Origin of the sequence: Pectobacterium parmentieri, assembly GCF_001742145.1 — a bacterium.
In the GTDB taxonomy this organism is placed as follows: Bacteria; Pseudomonadota; Gammaproteobacteria; order Enterobacterales; family Enterobacteriaceae; genus Pectobacterium; species Pectobacterium parmentieri.
On the sequence record NZ_CP015749.1, the window covers coordinates 2,456,737 to 2,479,208 of the forward strand.

Consider the following 22,472-nt stretch of genomic DNA (forward strand, 5'->3'; position numbering starts at 1 on the left):
AAGACGGTGAAGCCCAAATGCGCTTCACCGATTAGGCAGGCTATTCGATCGAACTTTCCGGGAACAGGAACGGGTTGATACTACTGCGAGAAAAACCTTCTTCCTCCATCTTCACATCCAGCACCAGCGACGCCAGATCGTCGGCGACGGCTTCAACGCGGTGATCTTTTTCCTGATATAACAGCTTCAGGTACGTTCCGCAGTGACCACAGCTTTCCGCTTTGATTGCGGAGTTTTCACTATCCAGCGACCAGTAATTAAGCTCGCTCGATTCTTCGCAGTTGCTGCATTTCACCCGCACCATGTGCCATTCACTTTCGCACAGATTACAGTGCAGATAACGCAGTCCGCTGGACGTGCCTAACTGCACCATGCCCGATACCGGAATACTGCCGCACACCGGGCAGAACTGACGATGTTCACCGGGTACAGCACGTGCTTTGCCGGGCAGCAGGCCTGCCATCTGCGCCCAGAACAGCGACAGCGCCGCCCAGATGAACGGAGCCTTATCGTTGCTTTCGGCACGAAATTCGTGTTGCAGCAGCGCCGTTGCCTGTTCTTCCAACTCCTGCTCAGAAGCCTTTTCCAGGTTCTCCAGCGTGGCTAACACCTGTCCGCTGGCATCCGGTTTTAATTCTTCAATCAGCGCACGCAGTAGCGTATGCCAGTGTGCATCACGCGGGAACACGGCGATGTCGAGCGGCGGACGTTCGCCGGACTGTTTCAGCACGTCGCTCAGATCAAGTTGCAACGGATGATCGTGCAACACTTTCTGCTGAGCCTCAACTACGCCTGCGGCAAAGGTGAGATAATCCCCCAGCGGGTGATCTTCAGCTAGCTGACGCAGACGCTCCGCACGGCTGCTGTACAGGCTTTTCAGATTAGCGAAAAGCAGCGGAGGGATATTTCCTTCCGGCATCGATTTTTCATTCTGTTCTAACTGTTCCTGAGGAACAATACGAATACTCATCAGGGGGATTTTTCCTGTTGTTTACGTTGTCTATCCGATAGATTTCGGGGGGCAGGAAGGCTGCCAGCACGGTCCGAAAGATAGCGGGTATCGCTCACCTTTGATAGGAATTATACCCATCGCGCAGATCGACTTCCTGATTTCCGGCAAGGTTATGCCTGTTTTTAGCCATCAATGCAGCGGCCTTCCCACTTTCCGCCATAACGGGAACAGTAGCAGAAAAGCGGTAAACCTCTCCACACCTCTAAAGAGGTGTTCGCGTCAGACGTTCGTTTATCTGCGCCCGAATCAACGCCGCTAATACGATCACGCTTTGTTCACAGCGGTCGTCCCATTCGTAGGAGGCGTTGAAACGGAAATAGCGATCGAATTGGTCACCGGTCGTGAACATTTTCCCCGGCGCAATGCTGATGCCCCGCTCCAGCGCACGACGGTAGAGCGCAGTGCTGCTGACGCTCTCAGGCAATTCCAGCCAGAGAAAATAGCCGCCTTGCGAATGATGAATGCGAACTTCCCCCGGAACATGCCGACGTAGCGACTGTAACGCCGCCTGTTTACGCTGCTCCAGCGCACGCCTCAGACGACGCAGGTGGCTGTCATAGCTGCTGGTCGCCAGATAGTCCGCAATCGCCAGTTGCATCGGTGCGCTGGTTGATAATGTACTCATTAACTGTAAACGCTGAAGGTTTCCCGCATAGCGCCCCGCGGCCACCCAGCCGATACGAAATCCTGCCACCAGATTTTTAGAAAATGAGGAACAGTGTAGGACCGTCCCTTTTTTATCCAACGCCTTAGCGGGTAGCGGACGTTGCAGGCCCGTGTATAGCTCGCTATAGACATCGTCCTCGACCAGCCCGACGTCGTGTTTTTCCAGCATCGCCACCAGCCGCTGCTTCTTCTCCCAGGACAACGTGTAGCCAAGCGGATTATGGAAATTGGTCATCAGCCAGCAGGCTTTGATCGGGTAGTCATTCAACGCCTGCTGCAACGCATCAAGATCGATGCCCTGTTGCGGATCGGTCGCAATCGCAATGGCCTTGAGCTTAAGGCGTTCAATCGCCTGTAGCGCACCGTAAAAAGCCGGAGACTCGATCACCACGTAATCACCCGGCTCCGTCAATACCTGAAGGCTGAGATTGAGGGACTCCATCGCCCCTGCCGTAATCACAATTTCATCGGGCGTGACGGCAATCCCCTGCAACGCATAACGCTGAGCAATGTTCTTCCTCAGATTCTCGTTACCCGGCGGTAAATTATCCAACGCACTTTGTGGCTGCATGTGGCGAGCAACCGAGGCCAGCGAACGCGTTAACTGGCGCTGCGGAAAGAGTTGTGGATCGGGAAATGCCGATCCAAACGGCATCACCGCCGGATCTTTGCTGGCCTGAAGCACGTCAAAAATGAACGCGTTAACGTCCACATCTTCGGTAATCTGAACGCGACTCGGCCCGACTGGCGAGTGTGGGCTATCTGTTAGCGTGGGTGATAACTGCGGGGCCGCGTAGTAACCAGACTGCGGGCGCGACACAATCAACCCCTGATTTTCCAGCAGTTGATACGCATGCAGCACCGTCATCAGACTCATGCCAGAATGCAGTGATTTTTCCCGCAGCGAGGGCAGTTTGTCGCCCGGCTGCCAGATACCTTCCTGAAGCTGCTCACGGATCTGGTGAGCAAGCTGTTCAAACTTTGCCATAACACTACGGTTTCGCTGGGTGAATATGTCATTATTTTGGGGTCGATCATCACCGACAGATGACGATCGAGCAGGACGAGTTACCGCAAAACACGCTTCGAGCGAAGGCTATTTCGCCGCGTAGCACGCGACAAAATCCAACAGGATCTTACGCGCCCAGACCGGCTCTTGCGGAATGTCCATCATCCGATCCACATCCCAACCGCCCTGTCGCAGCGCCGTTTCATTATGGCGCAGGCACGTCAACATGATGTCGGTACTGAATTCCGGGTGAAATTGTACCGTTAAGACTTTCTCGCTGTAGCGGATTATCTGACATCCATCCATCTCTGAACTCGCCAGCACTTGCGCACCTTCCGGCGCTTCCAGCACGGATTGTTGGTGAGTCAGGTAAGCGCCAAACTGCGGCGGATAATCACGCAGTAAGGGATCTTGTGCCGCGGCATCGAGGATTGTTACCACCTGAACGCCAACTTCCTTACCGTTCGGGTTATCGCCTACTTTGCCGCCCAGCGCATCGGCCAGCAACTGATGCCCATAACACACGCCCAGCAGCGGGACATCCGCGTAATACGCCTCGCGCAGCCAGCCAGCGGTGTATTCACTCCAATCCAGCCGATCCGTGACCATCGACCACGAACCGGAGATAATCACGGCGGCCAGCGCGTCAAACGGCGGTAGTGATTCCCCAAGATCGGGACGCACCACCTGCACTGGCTGCGTATTACCCTGTACCGCATCACTAAACCATTTCCCCTGTTGCCCAACCTGAGAGGCAATACCTTCCGGCGGTTGACCCAACTGAATTACCAGCAATACCTTTTCGCTCATCGTCCTGTTCTACCTGTATTCGAAAAACCATCAGTCTGGAAAATCAAAAAAAATGCGACATTCGTCGCTTACAACGAACGTAGCACTCTGTCTTTATGAAAACCAGTCCTTATGAAAACGAATCCCTGAGCAAACCAAACACCATGCAAACCTCAGCATGGTGAAAACGACGGGATCATCTGGTCATTAGGAAAGTGGATAACCGGAGGGGAGATCTGGGCTTATGCAGAGGGTTGTTGCCGGTAGGCCAGCGAGAAAATGTCGTAGAAATCAACATCACCTTTCGTGCGTTGAATCTTCTCTATCCCCGCTTTCACGGCGGACGGCACCAGTTCATTACGTATCAGTTTATCCAGCGTGTCCTGCGATACATGACGGATCGTAAACCACTCTCCATTGTAACAAACGCGTAAATCCAACGTATCAATGTCTTCAAAGCGATAGGTCGGATTAATGTCCATCGAGAGTGCCAGCGACATCACCAACAGGAAGACGGTAAAGCCAATCAGGTATGGCAAACCAAAATAAGGGGCGTAAAACAGGATCATCGCGACCGGCACGTAACTCACCAGCATCGCGCCAAACAGATAGGGATGTGACTGCATGAATTTGCGGCTAAAACGTATTTTATTATCGCGTTTTTCTTCCCGATTAATACGTTCAATCTCTTCAGTCAGAAGGCGTTTTACTTCATCCATCGTCATCACCATCATGCATATAAAAACTGTCATGCTTTAACAAAAACACAACACGGCTGGCGTTGATTAGAACATAGCCATACCAGAGATAACAGATACAGTTTTCGACAGATTGACTATAACAGTTCGTCTGATGCCGGGATGAACGATCCCGGCAACATGGATGACGACATCACGAGAATTATGGAATGGCAGGCATCGTGAGATCGGGATCGATCAGATTGTAAATGTGATTACCGAACACAGGCTGTTGCAGCAGTTGATCAACCGCCAGCGCCACATCCCAGCGAGAGACTAATCCCAGCGTCGCAGCACCTTGTGTCAGCTGCGCATTGTGCGTCGCAACCACATCCAGCAGACCACCGGGACGAACAATACAGTGATCCAATGTACTGCTTTGCAACCAACTTTCTGCCAGTGATTTCTCACGTACTGCGAAACCAAACGCGGCTCTGGCGCGTGCCGACAACTGTGGCCAACTATCGCCACAGCCCAGCGAAGTCACCAGCAACATACGCTTGATGCCCGCCTGTTCTGCACCGTCGATCACCGTCCGGTGCCCTTGATAATTTACCGTACCGCCGCCCATCGTCGACACCACAATGGCCGAGGGGCCAGCAATGCGACAGGCTTCTGCTACCGTTTCCGGGTCACAGGCATCACCTTCCACCACGGTCATCCCCTGTTCACGCCAGTGTTTAGCCTGCTCAGGGTTGCGTAATACCAGTACTACCGCCTGCTCGCACTCAATAGCTCGCTGTAATAAGCAGGCGCCGACCCCATTGCCTGCGCCAAAAAGTAACCATGTCATACCTGCTCCGGTTGTAATTCACTCGCCAGCGCATGGAACGCCTCAACCTGAGCGCTCAGCAGTTGGCGGTGGCTGTCTCGTCCAAGGAAGATTTTAAACATCGCCGCACCACTGGCATTAAAGAACACCACGGAGGCTGTGTCCATCCCCATGAACTTGCGTTCAATAAACGCAATGTGCTGACAGCTCGTCGCACGGATATGTCCGCTCAGGCCATTTTTGCCACGCAAATTGAAATAACCGTGACGATGCGTACCGGTTGGTAGCTCGCTCTTAAATTCCAGAATCGCATCTGCCGTGTGGCTAATCAGCGTCACTTCACCCCAGGTCGCAATCGTGTCCCACACCTGATCGAAACGATCGCCCGTCACCAGAGTACGCTGAGCCGCAGGCAACGCCTCAACGACAGCAAACAGCGAGGTATTGTATTTTCCAGCAATCTCTTCCAATGTGCCATCAGGGTTGGTTGCCAGTAATTCATTCAGTGTCATGGTCATGGTTGCGTCTCCGGTTAGTGCGCATGCTCTTCGGCATTAAGTTGAGGGATAATTTGTTGTAATGCCTGCATCAGGTTATTCGCCCAGAAGCGGCCATCGTTAGTCAAGCGCAGGCAGGTGGAATCGTCACAGGTTAACCCTGCCTGATGCCACTGACTTAGCAAAGGCTGAAGTTCACGGGCATGTTGGGTAAGCTGAGGCAGCTTGATGCGACCGACCTCAATGCCCGCCTGAAGCTGATGCTGCCACGGCCCGGTCGGGCTAGCTGGCGTCATCATCATGATCGGCTTTTGCCCCTGATCGATCTGCTGATAATAGCGCTCCAGACTGCGCTCCATCATGTAGGCTTGCCCGTTGATATTGCCACCCGCACCGCTGCCCATGGCGAAGCAGTCCGCACCTTGTTTAATCAGCAGGTTGTACAGATTGCGTTCACGCGTGGTGCGCGCCCAGTGGCTGTTGCTAAGCTGGTGCCAGCCCGCATCGGCCAAAAATGCCGCGCCAGTCCGGTAAAAATCACGTCGGGCGACCACATCAGGCAGCGCAACACGCTGGTTTTCGGCTGCTTTCGCCAGCGGCGTCGTCGGTAACAGATTCAGCGCATACAGATCGACGCCGTCTAGCGGTAAATCGCTGACGATGGCCAAATCTTCGCGCCAGATTTCCGGCGTTTGCTCCGGTAGACCAAACATCAGATCGCATACGACCGCAGCCCTATCGCGCTCACACAACCGCTCAAGGAAGCGAATTGACTGCTGTTTATCCGAGGTGCGCGCCATACGCTGACGAATACGGGTATCAAACGTCTGAATCCCGATAGAGAAGCGGTTCGCTCCTGCATCCAGACAGGCGTCGATCCGTTCATCGTCAAAATCCATCGCCCGCCCTTCTACTGTGATTTCACAGTCCGGTGCCAGCGGCAGAGAGGTGCGGATCGCCCGAATAATCTGCGACAGTTCATCGGCCGCCAGCGCCGTTGGCGTACCACCGCCAAAGTAAACCGCATGAATGGGTGCAGACTGATGCAGCGGACTCTCCGCTTCCATCGCCAATTCCTGTAATAGATAACGGGTATAGGTCGCGGTGCTGTCATCACGCAGTTTATTTTGGTAAAAACCGCAGAACGTGCAGTGCGTGGCGCAAAAAGGGATATGCAGGTAGAGCAGACGCTTACGTGCAGGCACGATCTGCTGCTTCAACGCCTGCCAACCGGCCGGAATTTGTTCTGGTGAAAGTGGCACATGGTTGCGCCAAGGCATTGCCATACGTCGGGCGCCAAAAGGCTGCTCACCGGGCTCGGCATAATACGGCGTCAAATCGATGTTCATTAACGGCCCCCAAATAATCAATAAAATAAATTAAATGATAATTATTTTTATTTAGCAACCAGCCCGACAGGCAGAAGGGAGACCGATTATTGTTTCTGCGTCATTTTCTCTTTAAATTAACCGATTTGCTTATTTTCCTTAAAATTTACTCCGTGAACAAACACGGTTATTTCTCATTATTTTCATAGTATTAATCCACTACATCATTTTTAAATGTTAAATAAATGAAAAAAAAAGCCACTACATTAAAGTTCGTTAACTTAACAAGCAATAAAATATTGCAAGTTCTTATTTAATAACAAGTGAGACGACAGTCACATTTTTAGATATTCATTTAAATTTAATTATCGCCACTTACGCCCAAATGATAACGTTAATGAGAATCATTAACCTTCAGAGAAGAAGCCATGAATAAAAAGGCCACACGCTGGGCACTCTTTATGCTGCCTGCTATTTATAGCGGTGCAATTAATGCAGCCACAAACGATTTATCCATAACACATTCATCCACCAGCCATTCAACGACAAACAGTGATGAAATAACCGTTATTAGCGCAGGGAGAACGGAACAGAATTTATGGGAAAGTCCCGTCACTATGCAGGTTGTCGATAATGAAAAGCTGAGTAAATATACCAGCGATTCTATTGCCGAAGCGCTACGTGATATTCCCGGCGTCGATATTACTGATACCGCATTAGCGGGTCGTAAACAAATACGTATTCGCGGGGAAGAAGCCTCACGCGTATTAGTGTTAATTGACGGACAGGAAGTCACTTATCAACGTGCGGGGCCCAATTACAGCCTCGGATTATTAATTGATCCTTCTTATATCGAGCGCATCGAAGTGGTAAAAGGCCCGCATTCGGTATTATATGGTTCACAGGCTATCGGCGGCGTCATTAACTTTATAACCCGCAAAGGCGGAGACAAGCCGCTGAGTGGCAAAATCAAAGCCGTTTACGACAGCGCCACCGCTGGCTGGCAGGAATCCGGCTTAGCCTACGGGTCCATCGGCAACTTTGACTACCGCCTCAGCGGCAGCTATAGCGACCAAGGCAACCGCAGCACGCCGGATGGCCGTCTGCCGGATACCCATTTTCGTAACAGCGGCCAGTCAGCTTGGCTCGGCTATCGTCTGGGCGATCATAAGTTCGGCCTGTCGCTGGACAGCTTCAAACTCAGTACGCAGACCTATACCGATTCGGATGAATACGACAGTTTTAGCGTGCGAATTCCTGAATTGGAAAGAAAGAAGGTCGGCCTATTTTATGACTGGCAGCTCGGCGGCGAAGTGCTGAAAAATCTGCATCTGGACGCCTACCAGCAAAATATTAAGCGTGAGTTCCGTAACGATTTATCGCAGAGCGGTAACCCGCTGCGTTATAACGGCATGTCGCTTTATCAGGGCAAAATGGCGATGAGTACAGGAACCGACGACAAGCAGACCAGTCGAGGGTTGACCTTACAGGCGGATATCACGCCATTAGCCGATCATACGCTGATTGCAGGGGGACAGTGGCTCTCCGATGTGGTGAAGCAAAACGCCTTCTCCGATGTTCATGCAGACGGTTTTCTCTCTCCTGTCGCACCTTTCCCTATCTCGGTTAACCCCAGTTCGGTATCCAACAGCCACTGGCGGCAAAATAGCTGGGCACTGTTCGCACAGGATGCATGGAAAATAACGCCAGACTGGACGTGGACGCTAGGCGCGCGCCAGTATTGGGTTGAGTCACTCTCATACGGCGGACAAAAGACAGGCACAATAAGAATGAACGGTATGGTGATGCCGAACAACAGCACGTTCGCCACGAAGAAGGAAAATGACAGTACCTTAGTCACCGCCAGCAGTTTGCGCTATTCCGGCTTTGACAATATCCAACTGCGCGCCTCCTTTGCCCAAGGTTATGTCTACCCGACCCTGACGCATAAATTTTACGACACGGCGGCGGGCGGGAATACCACTTATGGTAACGCCGCTCTACAAGCGGAAACGTCGGATAATTATGAGGTCGGCATGCGCTATAAAGATGAGAACTGGCTGCTAGATAGCGCCGTTTATCATTCACGCGCTAAAGATTACATCACCACGCTTAACTGCGCGGGTAACGCCATCTGTTCCGGCAGTACGGCTGAAGGTAGCCGTTACTACGCTAATGCCAATCGTGCGACCACATACGGGATGGAAATGTATGCGGAATACCTCGGCTGGACGCTGTCTCCTTACGTTAACGGTAACATCATCCGCCGTGAGCTGGAACTGCCGACTCGCAGCACCTATCGCACCGGTGAACCCACCTTTACTGGCAAGATCGGGGTCAAAAACATCACGTTGTTCGAGCGAATGGAGCTGGAATCAGATCTCTACTTCCGGGCAGTCTCACGAGCGAAGGATGAAACAGCAGATACCGCCGTCCAGCATAGCGGTTGGGCAACGGCCAATCTGGAATTCACCAGTACCTTCGGCAGCGAGAATCAGTATCAAGTCACGCTGGCATTGAACAACCTGCTGGATAAACGTTACACCACCGCGCACGAAAGCATTCCGGCATCCGGTTTCAGCACCGCGATTGGCGCGGCGTTCTCATTCTGAGGTGTATGATGACAGGGGCACCTAATCGTGATGTTCACCCACGTTAGCGTACCCCAAAAATGACAACGGCCTCAATTATGAGGCCGTATAATATGCTTACTGAATGCCCTGGCTGCGCAGGTAATCTTCATAGTTGCCGGTGAAGTCGTTCACTTTGTTTGGCGTCATTTCCAAAATACGGGTTGCCAACGAGCTAACAAATTCACGGTCATGGGAAACGAACAGCAGCGTCCCTTCATACATTTCCAGCGCCATATTCAGCGATTCAATGGATTCCATATCAAGGTGGTTGGTCGGTTCATCCATTACCAGAATATTCGGACGCTGCATCATCAGCTTACCGAACAGCATACGCCCCTTTTCACCACCGGATAACACCTTCACTTTCTTCTTGATATCATCCTGACTGAACAGCAAACGACCAAGCACGCTACGTACCGCCTGTTCATCGTCTTTTTCTTGTTTCCACTGGCTCATCCAGTCAAACACCGTCAGCGTCTCATCGAATTCGTATTCGTGATCCTGTGCGTAGTAACCAATTTGAGTATTTTCCGACCACTTAACGGTGCCGCTATCGGGTTTGAAATCACCGACCAGCGTTTTCAGCAATGTCGATTTACCCACACCGTTAGGACCCAAAATGGCGACTTTTTCACCCACTTCGATCATAAGACCCAGCTTGCTAAACAGCGGGCCGTTATCAAAACCTTTGGTCAACGCTTCCACTTCCAGCGCATTACGGAACAGTTTCTTATCCTGATCAAAACGGATAAACGGGTTTTGACGACTAGAGGCTTTCACTTCATCCAGTTGGATTTTATCGATCTGGCGCGCGCGCGATGTCGCCTGCTTGGATTTAGAGGCGTTGGCGCTAAAGCGACTGACGAACGATTGCAGTTCGGAAATCTGTGCTTTCTTCTTCGCGTTATCGGACAGTAAACGTTCGCGTGCCTGCGTCGCGGCCGTCATGTATTCATCATAGTTACCCGGATAAACACGTAGCTCGCCGTAGTCCAGATCCGCCATGTGCGTACAGACCATATTCAGGAAGTGACGGTCATGCGAAATAATGATCATGGTGCTGTTACGCTCGTTCAGCACCTGCTCCAACCAGCGGATAGTATCGATATCCAGGTTGTTGGTCGGTTCGTCGAGCAGCAGGATTTCAGGATCGGCAAACAGTGCCTGTGCCAACAAGACACGCAGTTTCCAACCGGGAGCAATTTCACTCATCAAGCCATAGTGCTGATCAACAGGAATACCCACGCCCAGCAACAGTTCGCCAGCGCGTGATTCTGCGCTGTAGCCATCCATCTCACCGTATTCCACTTCCAGATCGGCCACTTTATAGCCGTCGGCTTCGCTCATTTCAGCCAATGAGTAGATACGGTCGCGCTCTTCTTTTACCGCCCACAGCTCACCGTGGCCCATGATAACGGTATCCAGCACGCTGTATTTTTCAAACGCGAACTGATCCTGACGCAGTTTACCCAGACGTTCATTAGGATCGAGGAAGACGTTACCGCCACTCGGCACCAGGTCGCCGCCGAGAATCTTCATAAAGGTAGATTTACCGCAACCATTCGCGCCGATCAAACCGTAACGGTTGCCGCCGCCAAATTTAACGGAGATGTTTTCAAACAACGGCTTGCTGCCGAACTGCATGGTGATATTGTTGGTACTTAGCACAGCACTTATACTCGAGTCGGAATGTGATTTGGCGCGCATTATGCCACAAGCGCGCGCCAGGATCGCGGTTAGTTTTGAGTAATATTTAAGCGATAACGCATACAGGAGAGAAATGCGATGCCTATAGTACGTCGTTTCAAACAGGTCGACGTTTTCACCCAGCAGCCTTTCAAGGGCAATCCACTTGCCGTGATTATGGAGGCGAGTGGGTTAACCGATGCGCAAATGCAGGATATCGCGCGTTGGACAAACCTGTCGGAAACCACGTTTGTTCTGCCCGCTACCGATCCCATGGCAGATTATCATGTCCGTATTTTTACGCCAGAAGCGGAGATGCCCTTTGCCGGACACCCCACGCTAGGCACTGCACATGCCCTGCTGGAAGACGGGTTACGCCCTAAATCCCCGGGCCAATTGGTGCAACAATGCGGCGTTGGCTTAGTCCCGATCAATATTCATGATGATGGCAGTCTAGCTTTTCACGCACCGCAGGCTACCATCGTGCCGTTCGATGATGAACACACGCCGCTGCTGGAAAAAGCGCTTGGCATCACCGGTCTTGGTAGTGCTCACATCAATAAGCGCTATCCGCCTGCCGCCGTATATATGGGCATTCGCTGGCTCGTGGTTCGTGTAGACAGCGCTGATTCCTGTCTGAACATCATACCGGATGCAGAAGCGCTCACCGCCGTGCAAAACCTCAGCCAGACCAATGGCATTGCTATCTACGGCCCACACGACAGCGCAACGCCTGTCGATTATGAAGTTCGCACGTTATACATTGAATGTGGCCTTCTCAAAGAAGATCCGGTTACCGGCAGCGCCAATGCCTGTCTGGCTGTGCTGCTTCGCCAGCAGCATTCCACGAATAATGTTACCGCACCACTCAGTTATCTTGCACGACAAGGTACGATGCTGCACTGCGATGGTCGTATTACCGTGACTTACCTGAACAATGAACCTTGGATCGGCGGACACAGCGTCACAATCATTGACGGTACGTTGCTACGTTAAAAAATAGGAGATCTCGCTTATGGAAACGCTATTTGCAGATAAATTGTATGAACTACGCCATCAGCCCCACCTGCGCCTAACGGTACAGGAAGAGAGCGACGCCGATGCGCTCTTTACTCTGATTCAACAGGAAAAGCCACGCCTACGCCGAACGCTACCCTGGCCGGATTCCGTCAAGAGCGTCGATGACACGCGTGAAACTATTCGCGGTAATAGACAGGAATTCTTCGCCAAAACGGCCGCCGTGTACGTCATTCGCTGGGACGACGCGCTGGCTGGCATCGTTTCCTTCAATACGATTCAGGATAAAGAAGGCGTCATCGGCTATTGGATCGCCGAAGAATTCGAAGGGAAAGGCATTGTTTCTCAGGCCGTCAGTACGCTGATAGCCGCTTATACCGACGCAAAGCTCGTTGAGCACTGCGTGATCAAAGCCTCAACCGTCAACACGCGTAGTAATGCCGTCGCCCAACGACTTGGCTTCCGTTTTCATCACACGGCAAAAAATGCCGAGCAGATTGGCGAGCAGTGGTTCGATCACAATATTTATCACTATTCCGCCTGACACCCCCGAATTATATTCCCTCACCTGATCCGCTGCTCTATCGGGCGCGCATCAGGTTCTTTTTGCACTACGGTACAGGCCATTTGCCAATTCGTTATATTTTTGTGACCAACATCACAAAAATGTTGAAATCCAATTTCATCTCCGCTACTATTAAAAACGTGATGAACATCACACTTAATTAACCCGTCAGAGGAGTCTGAAAATGACTATGTTTCGTAAAATCAGCAAATTCTTCAAAAGAGTGGGAGATGTTTATGTTAGCTACTGTGAACGTATTGGATCAATCATCAGCCCATTCTGATTGTGATGTAAACAATCTCTAAAGCCGCCTTCTATCAGGCGGCTTTTGTTTTTCCTTTTAGCCTCGCTTTCATCCCCTTCTCACTTTAGCGCAAATTCAAATCTACTCATTCCAGCAACAGCGTAACCGCTGACTGACACATCAACCGATACCATCAGGTGTTACGGCTTTAATGTACAAAAACGCTAACGTTACATTTCCTTAACAGAAAGCACAAAATAATAAAAATCAAAAAATGCTATCAATATTGATTGATTAGGTTAACAAATTGAGGGTAATTCATTTATTTTCGTGATTATAATCACATAAACACAAACTATCCTCTGAAAAACTTTATCTCAGAATTAATTTATGCATAACTTAAAAACAAGTAACGCAACTGAATAATTAAAAATTCAAGTAAATTCGCTGATGCATTGCGAACTGAGCGCTTACAGAAAAGACAACCCACGGATTGGGCTGAAGCTATATAGAACAGGACAAGAGATTTATGTGACTACGCCTGTGCACCTATTTACCGTAGCTGAACCTGACACTTAAAGTATATCGAAGTAGCAGCAACCGAACACATTAATACACAGCCCCACAACTTATCATCTCTGCGGTAGTTTTATCGCCCCACCGCAGATAGTTTTATCTGCCCTATTACAAAAATTTTATCGCCTGTCGCAGAAGTGATAAAAGCAGAAAGATAGCCTGTGAATTTATTAAGTTACTGAAAAAATTATTTTAATCAACTTTTGATAAAAATGGACATACGGATGAATACAAACACCGGAGCTATATTTATATCATTCGATGCGGTTGCCGTATCAGGAATTACCGTTGAAGCACTTAAGATAGCTAAGCTTCTCTCTCAGAAAGGACTAAACGCTTACCTTGACCTAGGCTATGATATAAAAATAGACAAAGGGATGATGAATAAGCCATACAGTTGGGAAAAAGAAATTTATGACAATAATGTGACTCTTGTTCGCCTGGATGATATTAAGAGTATTCCTAATTACACATCCGATTTTATCGAATACTCACACCGTGTTCTTATCAACCAAAAAACCACTATTTCCCCAACAGAAGAAAAAAGAATTTTATGCACTATCGATGAAATGTCTCAACGACTGGCTGAAAAAATCATTCAGCAGTGGGAAAACCTGAATATAGGTTATGTAATCGTTGAGAATGGCACCTTACCGGAAAATATCATTTATACCAAAGCGCTATATCAAGCTATTGAAGGTTACGGAAAGCGCCACCAACTGGGCATGTTTGCTATCTGGCGCGATCATGACCTTATGTGGAACAGTGAAAAAACCACAATGAAGTATGGTTGCCCACCTTACCCCAACGCAGTCAAACCAGTTAAATCCCCCCATATCACCTATGTTACACTCAATAACAATCTGAAAAAAAACCTCGAAGCCTGGTGCGACAACGCAATCGAAGTCAACGTTAAAAGAAACACCTACGAGTTCAATGATCAGATAAGTTATACAAACATAAGAGAACACTTATCCATACGTGACGATGATATTCTTATCGTTCGGACAACTCGAATTATTCCGCAAAAACGTATAGATAGAGATTTTCATCTAGTACATGCTTTAAACCAGAGGTTCGCCGAGAACAATATCGATCGTAAAATCTACCTCGTTATTTCTGGAGAACCTAGCGAAAATCGAGATTATTATCAGGCGTTACTCAACTTATCTGAAAAATTAGCGATAAAGTCAGCCATTAAATTTATCGGTTTGCTGCAACATCGATGCCTTTCAAGCAAAAAACAAGCGTACACCATAGAGGATTTATACTACTCCTGCGATTTGGTTTCTTTCCTTACCTCTTGGGATTATGACAGTTATGGCAACCCGATTGGCGAGGCTATTAGCTGCCAGCGCTGTTACATCACTACCGACTACGAATATTACCAAGAGGTTTACGGGCAATACGGTTTTATTGCCCCCGTGCTCAACATATCAGAGCAGCAAGACAATTTACCCGATGATACATTTATTGATGAAGTCTATAACCTCCTCATTAATAAATCGTTAATGACAGAGATAGCCAACCACAATTATGACATTGGAAAAAAAGTACTCACTAACAATGTTATTGACATTTTTGACTTAGATTTCTCCGGAGAGACATATGCGTAATGATATTTTTGTTTCCGTTGTACTCCCAGTTTATAACGAAAGTGATCGTATTGATCAGGTCCTTCTTTCACTACTCTATCAAAAAACACATAACAACCTGATTACGCATGACACCTATGAGTTAATCATTGTTGACAACAATTCCACAGACGATTCCATTAATAAAATTAATGATTTTAAAGTGCGCCACCCATACATTGATATTCATGTCATCAAGGAAACGATTCAGGGTGTTTCATCTGCCAGAAAACGAGGCATGGACTACGCCTCTCTACGCTCAAAAGTCAGAGATGCCCGTTTAGGCGTGAACAAGAAGCACTATATTGCTTCGGCTGACGCCGATTGCATCGTAGATCCTTACTGGCTGCATGCATTAATAGAAAAAATGGTGCAAGAAAATGGGGATTTAGGAACGTGTAATTACTATTACAACGAGGACACTTTCCTCAACCGCCCGAATCTCTTACGAGAAATACAAAAAACATTACGCTGTCGTGATATGTCGTTCTCGCTGTTTGGCGGCTTTCCTGACGGCAAAGGCTTCGCGGTCGAACGCACACTCTATGACAACGTAGGCGGGATAGAGATTTTTTATCAGCTCGATAATGGGCGATTTGTGGAACACCTTTCCGATGACTGGGACTTTGGGATCCGCGTCATCGCTTGGGGTGGAAAGCCGGTTTACGCCAGAGATTCCAAAGTTGAAATTAACAGCCGCCGCGTGGATACCATTCTCGAGGATGTGATCACCGGTGTTGCCTACGGACAGGATGGCATCATCGTCATGAAAGACGTGCGACCAGAGACAGAAAAGCAAAAGGCTATTCTGAGAGATACCACCCCCCAACAATCGCAACAAGCCTGGAACTACTCGATTAAAGATTATGTTCCTAAAAATATCGTACTGCCCGCGTTGCTAAACCCAACGATATTACTGGACAACCGCGCAGTACGTGAATTTTTTACCGAGTCGGTAGCAGATCGCCTCTACCAGAGGATTCATGAAATCAAACATGACAGCCGTATTATCGATTTCAAACCCATTCATTCTTACAAAACACCCGCCTACCGACTTTACTTCGAATTCCGGGAAGATATTTTCAGCGCCATGCGCCATGCGGTTGGCGAGGATATCGGCTTTCCACCACCACTCCCCGCGAGTTTCGACGCCATTGCGCCCGAAGACTTTGAACGATTTGTTTACTACTTCTGTGAGGATCGCGAATCCGGAGAAGCGCATAACTATTTCGCCAACGGGGGGGTGTTCTGATGAATCATGCCGCCTTAGCATCCTTAAACGAAATAGATCCGAACTATCCGATACCGCGCGTGTATGATTTTCTCTCTCGAGCAGAGAATAGCGATTTTCTAGATTATGTGTTTAAAGATCCTTTTGGTTGTCACATTTTCCCCGGCGACATAACCGATCATCCTCTTGATACTTTTTTCCATGATATGGAAATTGAAATAAAGCAGGCTAAACAGATCCATTTGTGGGCCTATATCCCCACTTGCCGTTACCGCTGCCATTTCTGCCAATTTCCTACCGTTTTGCTTAACCCGAAGGCAGCATCGGCAGAAGCTGTGTTCCGCGATATCGTTGATTACAATATTAAAGAAGCAACCATGTGGCTGCAGAATATTCCCAGCCTTGCACAAGCAGAAGTGGGTGAATTCAATATTTTCGGCGGTACCCCTTCGCTACTTCCTGCACCAGAACTGCGTCGCTTGATGGATTTTTACCAAAGCCATTTTAATTTTTCGGCGGCGTCGATGCGTTTCGAAGGTGAACCTGGCACGCTGACTAAAAATTATCTGCAGTTATTAAAAGAGCTTGGTTTTTCCAAAATCAGCTTCGGTGCACAATCTTTCAATGACCAAATTATCCATGCCTGTGGTCGTCAGCATTCCGCACAAGAGTGTATAGAGACGCTCTACAACGCCAGAGATGTCGGCTTTAATTGGGTCAGTATGGATCTGATCTATGGCATGCTGGGGCAACGCGTTGATGATGTGAAATACGACATGGAAAAAGCGCTGGAATTAGCACTTTCGCATGTCGTTTGTACCAAGCTACACATGGAAGAATTCATGAAAACGCGGACTGGCGTTTCGGGAGAACGCGAAAGTCTGTGGCAAAAGAAAGGGCTTATCGACATTAATAGCATGAGCTTCCCTGGGTTAGGGATGCAATATCAAATGCGCGAAGTGGTCGAAAAATACCTCACTCCCCACTATCTCGAGCACCCCACCATGTATTTTCATCAGGTCAACCAGCCACCAGAAAAATGGAAGGGATTAATCACCGATCTCACCCAGCAGTACCCAGAAGTGGCGATAGGTCTTGGCGGCAGTTCGAAGTGTGCCCGGGCAGAAGCGGTCAACATCACGGGATACAAAAAATATAAGGACGCGTTGGATCAGAACCGACTGCCCATTGATGAAAGCCGAGGATTCACCCCACTGCAACGGGAAGTGAATGCTTTCAAGATGGCGCTATCAACGCTCATTCCCGTCGATGACAACATCTTCAAACAGCGTTTTGCAGGACGTAGCTTTTTCGATAACGTCATTATCAATCGAACACTCAACATACTGGTTCAGAAGGAATTGGTCACCATTGATGCTGGTGTCATCACCTTGACGGCCAATGGCGTAACGCTGGTAGAAGCGATAATTAACACGCAGTTCGTTCACTCTTCAGCGAAGGAGTAGGCCTAATGATGCACTCTTCCCCCCCACACACTCCCGTTTTTAGTCTGTACTACATCGCGCTCGATACTGAGGCTGGCGTATTACCGGAAAAATTTGAAGCATTTGTGCGCCAGAAAGGCGTACATATTCCCTGTTATCCCGGTTGGAACTGGACGCTGCTGCGCGGTTTGCGTGGCGAACGAACCGGGCAATATATGATGTTGTTTGAAATCGACAGCGCGGCGCAACGCGATCGCTATCTGTCCGCAGATGGCAACCAGACTGGGCTGGCACGTCAGTTTTGGCAAGAGAATGCAGATGCGTTGGATATCATTCGTGAATGGCGAAAATTCGGCACGTTTAGCGAACTGCCAACGTTATATACCGATTATCGCCTACTGGCAGAAAACAAAGACAGCACCGTGCCCTATGGGCCACGTTATCAGGACGTCTCTGGGAGCCCCCCTATCGCGCGAGTTATCGGTATCCATAACCTTGCATTACGTCCCAATGTTCAAGCCGAGACGTTCGAAACCTTTATCGCCCAGAACCACCATCGCATTGTCGATTACCCCGATTGGAAATTCCGCCTGCTGAAAGGCGAACGTGGGAACCGTCTGGATCAATATGTGGTGTTAATGGAGATTACAAGTCTGGACGCGCTCAATACCTTCTATCCCGAGGCGGATATCGCAACCAAAGAAGCGGCCATGTTTGCCAAAGCACATCAGGATACTAAACAAATGTATGAAGAGTGGAAACAGCTCGCGTCCTTCTCAGGTTCGCCACAGGTTTATACCGATTATCTGGCCATCGCGCAAAGCCTACGGTAGCGCGATGTATTGAACTTTACATTTCATTTTACGGGCGCTCACATAACAACCGCTTAATAACGAGAAAAGGCAAATGGAGTTAATCATGAAAAAAGGAACACCATTGTGAATGCGGATTTATCCCGTCCCCAGACAAAATCAAATATCCAGGCGCAGCATTCAACCCGTGGGATCTTTTTTATGGCGGGTCTGGGGATGTCAGCATGGGCTCCGCTAATTCCTTTTGCCAAATCTCATCTCAATATTGATGACAGTACACTGGGGCTACTGTTGTTTTGCATCGCCGCAGGGTCAATGGCGGTCATGCCATTTACCGGCCGCTTAATCGTAAAATTTGGCTGTAAGGCGTTAATTATCACCTCCGCAATTGTTTTTTGCATAGTGCTTCCAGTCATCGTATCCGCCACCACGCTCATGGGAATGGGAGCGGCGTTGCTCGTTTTTGGTGCGGTAAATGGCCTGCTTGATGTAACAATGAATGCACAAGCCGTCATTGTTGAGCGAGAAAGCCAGCAGGCAAAAATGTCTGGCTTCCACGGTTTTTACAGCATTGGCAGCATCGCTGGCGCAGGGTGTATGAGCCTACTGTTATGGTTCGGCGCGACACCAAAGCAGTCTATTTGGCTGATTGTATTGTTTATTATTCTTATCATCGTCACAACATCGGCGCATTTGTTGGCGAAATTACCCCAGAGAGTGTCGTCATCCTATGCCACGCTACAGGCGCTTTCACACCCCAAACTGCTAGTTATTGCGATCATCTGTTTCTTCATCTTTTTAATCGAAGGAGCCATGCTCGACTGGTCAGCGGTTTTTCTACATACGGAACGCGGTATGGAAAAAAGCATGGCGGGTTTTGGTTATACATTTTATTCGATCGCCGTAGCGCTGGGCCGATTGTACGGCGATCGCCTCATCAATATCGTTGGCAGGCTTCGCATACTGGTTCTGGGGTGTCTATCCGCGGCCATCGGACTTGTGATCATTGTCTCCACGGATGTCACGTTTTTTTCTTTCGCTGGGTTTATGTTGGCAGGCATCGGCCTGTCCAACATTATCCCCCTCCTATTTACCTCTGCGGGAAATCAACCCAATGTGCCCACTCACGTGGCCATTCCAACCGTGACGTTTGTCGGGTATTCGGGATTATTAAGCGGGCCAGCGCTGATCGGGGGGATTTCTCACCACTTCAGCCTGACGGTGGCATTTAGTGCAGGGGTTGTGATCCTGCTACTGATCGGCATTTTTGCCCGCACGATTACACGTTAAGGTTCTTCGGCTTTTTTCTTACCACTCGTTGATGACTCAAGAATTGTAATTTTTCCCAACGTTATTTATTCATTACATGGAGCTATGCATGTCTCAATTAGCCAATCCAGTTTTTAGCCTATACTACATAGGCCTCAATTTGAAAAAAGGCATTACAGCCCAGCATTTCGAACATTTTGCCCGCCAACATGGCGTAAAGATCCCTGCGTATCCGGGGTGGCGCTGGTCGTTACTTAAAGGACTGCGCGGGGAAAGAGAGAATCAGTACATGATGCTGTATGAAGCGCCTGATGCAGTGCAGTACGCACGTTATATCGATAGCCATGGTGAGCAGAGCGATGAAGCGAGTGCATTCTGGCAACAACACCCCGAAGCGCTTAGGCTGATTGACGAATGGAAAACATTCGCCACATTCCCTGAGCCCCCGACCATCTTCTCGTACTTCTCACTGATCGCAGAAAATACTCACAGTTCATTACCCGAAGGGCCAAACTACCAGACCACATCTGGCCAGGAAAACATTGCACGCGTGGTAGGTATCCATAATCTGGCATTGCGATCAGGCGTAGCACCAGAAACCTTTGAAAAATTCATTAACGACAATATTCATCGTGTGGAGGACTACCCAGGTTGGAAATTCCATATGTTAAAAGGCGAGGGAGGTAACCGTCTCGATCAATACGTCGTAATGCTGGAAATCGAAAGTCTGGCATCCCTCAATTCTTTTCATCCAGAACTCGATGTTTCGACAGAGAAAGCGCTGACTTTTGTACGCGAACATGCCGACACAGAATGCATGTATGACGAATGGCGAGCACTTGCCTCGTTCTCCGGCGCGCCACAAATCTATACCGACTACATTACAATTGCAGGCCACGGACTATAATTTAAACTGGTATCTGAGCCTTCCGAATTTTCTGGAGGTATTTAGCCCCTGGCTTTTAGAGGCAAGATATTTCCCGATCGCCTACTTCTCTCGGGAAGCCAGCCGCAATCAAAAGATGTCGCTACTCAATCATTGCTGCTTGATTAGACTTCTTTAACCTAAAGTAAGAAGGACATCGCCATGAGTAAAGTGAAACAACAGGATATTGACCGTCTGATCGAATTGGTCGGTGGACGTGAGAACATCGCAGCGGTCACGCACTGCATCACTCGTCTCCGCTTCGTTTTGCATGATGCTTCCAAAGCACATCCTAAAAACATTGAAGAAATGCGAATGGTGAAGGGGTGCTTCACGAATGCCGGACAATTTCAGGTCGTGATCGGCACTGACGTAGACGAGTATTACAAGGTGCTGCTCGCCACCACGGGCAACGGTGAGATTAATAAAGAAGAAGCCAAAGTCGCCGCCCGCCAGAATATGAGCTGGTTTGAACGCAGCATTTCACATTTTGCTGAGATCTTTTTCCCACTGCTCCCTGCGCTCATCAGCGGAGGTTTGATCCTCGGGGCACGTAACGTTATCGGCGACATCCCGATGCGCGACGGGCAAACGCTGGTACAGCTCTATCCAACCTGGCAAACCGTCTATGATTTCCTCTGGCTATTAGGCGAAGCCATCTTCTTCTATCTTCCTGTCGCCGTCTGCTGGTCAACCGTGCGTAAAATGGGTGGCACGCCCATCCTCGGTATTGTTCTGGGTATCACGCTGGTGTCGCCGCAGTTAATGAACGCCTACCTCATCGGCCAACAAACGCCGGAGGTGTGGAATTTTGGCTGGTTCACGATTGAGAAGATAGGCTATCAGGCACAGGTTATCCCTTCCGTATTAGCCGGGATGGCGTTGGCGCTGATCGAAACTCGGCTGAAAAAAATCGTGCCGGATTACCTCTATCTGGTGGTTGTGCCTGTAACATCGCTCATTCTGGCCGTTTTCCTGGCACACACCTTAATTGGTCCGTTTGGCCGTATGATAGGCGATGGCGTCGCCTGGGCCGTTAAAGCAGTCATGACGGGTAGCTTCGCCCCCGTTGGTGCGGCGCTGTTTGGGTTCCTGTATGCGCCGCTAGTCATCACTGGCGTGCACCAAACCACGCTGGCGATTGATATGCAGATGATTCAGAGTATGGGGGGCACGCCTGTCTGGCCGCTTATTGCGCTGTCCAATATTGCGCAGGCTTCTGCCGTCGTCGGAATAATACTGGTTAGCCGGAAAGCCAACGAACGTGAGATTTCTGTCCCTGCGGCAATTTCCGCCTTTCTTGGCGTAACCGAACCGGCCATGTACGGGATTAACCTGAAATACCGCTTTCCAATGCTATGCGCCATGATCGGCTCCGCTACCGCCGCGCTTATTTGCGGTCTATACAGCGTAACCGCGAATGGCATCGGTGTGGGAGGACTACCGGGCATTCTCTCCATCAAACCACAGTTTTGGGGAATCTTTGCCCTTGCCATGTTGGTTGCCGCCACCATTCCGATAGTGCTAACGCCGCTGGTCTATAAGCGTAAGCTCCGCAATGGCACGCTAGATCCTGTATAACTGTCCCAATATTTATTCAGTCACGTCTGTTGAGCCGTGGCTAT

The 22,472-nt window shown here is 49.3% G+C and carries 18 protein-coding genes; 10 read left to right on the top strand and 8 right to left on the bottom strand.

The genetic code is table 11. From position 1 onward, the window contains the following. Positions 1-40 precede the first annotated feature (40 nt). The 7 genes from fdhE to hutW all read right to left on the bottom strand — a co-directional run bounded on the left by fdhE (position 41) and on the right by hutW (position 6,831). On the bottom strand, positions 41-970 hold the full coding sequence (gene fdhE, locus A8F97_RS11150) for a formate dehydrogenase accessory protein FdhE (RefSeq protein ID WP_014699173.1): 930 nt from the start codon (positions 968-970) through the stop codon (positions 41-43). A gap of 244 nt (positions 971-1,214) precedes the next feature. Further along, positions 1,215-2,666 carry an aminotransferase-like domain-containing protein gene (locus A8F97_RS11155; protein WP_025919236.1) on the bottom strand — a complete coding sequence of 484 codons (1,452 nt, stop codon included), beginning with the start codon at positions 2,664-2,666 and terminating at the stop codon, positions 1,215-1,217. A gap of 108 nt (positions 2,667-2,774) precedes the next feature. Continuing rightward, complete coding sequence (locus A8F97_RS11160) at positions 2,775-3,497, bottom strand: glutamine amidotransferase (RefSeq protein ID WP_015730006.1); 723 nt, start codon at positions 3,495-3,497, stop codon at positions 2,775-2,777. A gap of 221 nt (positions 3,498-3,718) precedes the next feature. Continuing rightward, positions 3,719-4,195, bottom strand: a complete 477-nt coding sequence (locus tag A8F97_RS11165; protein WP_227001608.1) for a YlaC family protein — start codon at positions 4,193-4,195, stop codon at positions 3,719-3,721. A 181-nt stretch (positions 4,196-4,376) separates the two neighbouring features. Beyond that, entirely contained in the window at positions 4,377-5,006 is a 630-nt protein-coding gene (locus A8F97_RS11170; protein WP_033071145.1) for an NAD(P)H-binding protein, read from the bottom strand. Beyond that, the gene (hutX, locus tag A8F97_RS11175; RefSeq protein ID WP_014699168.1) at positions 5,003-5,503 is read right to left on the bottom strand and encodes a heme utilization cystosolic carrier protein HutX; all 501 of its coding nucleotides are present in this window, start codon (positions 5,501-5,503) and stop codon (positions 5,003-5,005) included. The genes A8F97_RS11170 and hutX overlap by 4 nt, the downstream gene beginning before the upstream one ends. A 14-nt stretch (positions 5,504-5,517) precedes the next feature. Next, a complete protein-coding gene (gene hutW, locus A8F97_RS11180; protein ID WP_005969807.1) occupies positions 5,518-6,831 on the bottom strand; it encodes a heme anaerobic degradation radical SAM methyltransferase ChuW/HutW in 1,314 nt (437 codons plus the stop codon). 407 nt (positions 6,832-7,238) lie between these two features. On the opposite strand from hutW, the gene A8F97_RS11185 reads away from it, so the two are divergent. Continuing rightward, positions 7,239-9,422: a TonB-dependent receptor plug domain-containing protein gene (locus A8F97_RS11185; RefSeq protein ID WP_033071144.1), complete on the top strand. Its 2,184-nt coding sequence runs from the start codon at positions 7,239-7,241 to the stop codon at positions 9,420-9,422. A gap of 96 nt (positions 9,423-9,518) precedes the next feature. Here the strand turns inward: A8F97_RS11185 and A8F97_RS11190 are convergent, their stop codons facing one another. Beyond that, positions 9,519-11,111 carry an ABC-F family ATPase gene (locus A8F97_RS11190; RefSeq protein ID WP_014699165.1) on the bottom strand — a complete coding sequence of 531 codons (1,593 nt, stop codon included), beginning with the start codon at positions 11,109-11,111 and terminating at the stop codon, positions 9,519-9,521. Between the two features lie 117 nt (positions 11,112-11,228). Between A8F97_RS11190 and A8F97_RS11195 the strand changes: the two genes are divergently transcribed. From A8F97_RS11195 to treB, 9 genes are all read left to right on the top strand, one after another. Continuing rightward, on the top strand, positions 11,229-12,125 hold the full coding sequence (locus tag A8F97_RS11195) for a PhzF family phenazine biosynthesis protein (protein ID WP_014699164.1): 897 nt from the start codon (positions 11,229-11,231) through the stop codon (positions 12,123-12,125). 19 nt (positions 12,126-12,144) lie between these two features. Then, complete coding sequence (locus A8F97_RS11200) at positions 12,145-12,690, top strand: GNAT family N-acetyltransferase (protein WP_015730003.1); 546 nt, start codon at positions 12,145-12,147, stop codon at positions 12,688-12,690. 1,065 nt (positions 12,691-13,755) lie between these two features. After that, entirely contained in the window at positions 13,756-15,147 is a 1,392-nt protein-coding gene (locus A8F97_RS11205; RefSeq protein ID WP_014699162.1) for a glycosyltransferase, read from the top strand. Continuing rightward, a complete protein-coding gene (locus A8F97_RS11210; RefSeq protein WP_033071142.1) occupies positions 15,140-16,417 on the top strand; it encodes a glycosyltransferase family 2 protein in 1,278 nt (425 codons plus the stop codon). The genes A8F97_RS11205 and A8F97_RS11210 overlap by 8 nt, the downstream gene beginning before the upstream one ends. Then, positions 16,417-17,862, top strand: coding sequence for a radical SAM protein (locus tag A8F97_RS11215; RefSeq protein ID WP_033071141.1), 1,446 nt, complete (start codon positions 16,417-16,419; stop codon positions 17,860-17,862). The genes A8F97_RS11210 and A8F97_RS11215 overlap by 1 nt, the downstream gene beginning before the upstream one ends. A 5-nt stretch (positions 17,863-17,867) precedes the next feature. Further along, positions 17,868-18,674, top strand: a complete 807-nt coding sequence (locus A8F97_RS11220) for a hypothetical protein (protein WP_014699159.1) — start codon at positions 17,868-17,870, stop codon at positions 18,672-18,674. 105 nt (positions 18,675-18,779) lie between these two features. Next, the gene (locus A8F97_RS11225) at positions 18,780-19,943 is read left to right on the top strand and encodes an MFS transporter (RefSeq protein WP_033071140.1); all 1,164 of its coding nucleotides are present in this window, start codon (positions 18,780-18,782) and stop codon (positions 19,941-19,943) included. 88 nt (positions 19,944-20,031) lie between these two features. Next, positions 20,032-20,829: a hypothetical protein gene (locus tag A8F97_RS11230; protein WP_033071139.1), complete on the top strand. Its 798-nt coding sequence runs from the start codon at positions 20,032-20,034 to the stop codon at positions 20,827-20,829. Between the two features lie 180 nt (positions 20,830-21,009). Next, positions 21,010-22,428 carry a PTS trehalose transporter subunit IIBC gene (gene treB / locus A8F97_RS11235; RefSeq protein WP_025919228.1) on the top strand — a complete coding sequence of 473 codons (1,419 nt, stop codon included), beginning with the start codon at positions 21,010-21,012 and terminating at the stop codon, positions 22,426-22,428. Positions 22,429-22,472: the final 44 nt, after the last annotated feature.

Coding starts and splice junctions, on each gene's coding strand:
- A8F97_RS11205 (WP_014699162.1), top strand. CDS start 13,756: ATGAATACAAACACCGGAGCTATATTTATATCATTCGATGCGGTTGCC.
- fdhE (WP_014699173.1), bottom strand. CDS start 970: ATGAGTATTCGTATTGTTCCTCAGGAACAGTTAGAACAGAATGAAAAA.
- A8F97_RS11210 (WP_033071142.1), top strand. CDS start 15,140: ATGCGTAATGATATTTTTGTTTCCGTTGTACTCCCAGTTTATAACGAA.
- treB (WP_025919228.1), top strand. CDS start 21,010: ATGAGTAAAGTGAAACAACAGGATATTGACCGTCTGATCGAATTGGTC.
- A8F97_RS11170 (WP_033071145.1), bottom strand. CDS start 5,006: ATGACATGGTTACTTTTTGGCGCAGGCAATGGGGTCGGCGCCTGCTTA.
- A8F97_RS11155 (WP_025919236.1), bottom strand. CDS start 2,666: ATGGCAAAGTTTGAACAGCTTGCTCACCAGATCCGTGAGCAGCTTCAG.
- A8F97_RS11230 (WP_033071139.1), top strand. CDS start 20,032: ATGTCTCAATTAGCCAATCCAGTTTTTAGCCTATACTACATAGGCCTC.
- A8F97_RS11200 (WP_015730003.1), top strand. CDS start 12,145: ATGGAAACGCTATTTGCAGATAAATTGTATGAACTACGCCATCAGCCC.
- A8F97_RS11160 (WP_015730006.1), bottom strand. CDS start 3,497: ATGAGCGAAAAGGTATTGCTGGTAATTCAGTTGGGTCAACCGCCGGAA.
- hutX (WP_014699168.1), bottom strand. CDS start 5,503: ATGACCATGACACTGAATGAATTACTGGCAACCAACCCTGATGGCACA.
- hutW (WP_005969807.1), bottom strand. CDS start 6,831: ATGAACATCGATTTGACGCCGTATTATGCCGAGCCCGGTGAGCAGCCT.
- A8F97_RS11165 (WP_227001608.1), bottom strand. CDS start 4,195: ATGGATGAAGTAAAACGCCTTCTGACTGAAGAGATTGAACGTATTAAT.
- A8F97_RS11220 (WP_014699159.1), top strand. CDS start 17,868: ATGATGCACTCTTCCCCCCCACACACTCCCGTTTTTAGTCTGTACTAC.
- A8F97_RS11215 (WP_033071141.1), top strand. CDS start 16,417: ATGAATCATGCCGCCTTAGCATCCTTAAACGAAATAGATCCGAACTAT.
- A8F97_RS11195 (WP_014699164.1), top strand. CDS start 11,229: ATGCCTATAGTACGTCGTTTCAAACAGGTCGACGTTTTCACCCAGCAG.
- A8F97_RS11185 (WP_033071144.1), top strand. CDS start 7,239: ATGAATAAAAAGGCCACACGCTGGGCACTCTTTATGCTGCCTGCTATT.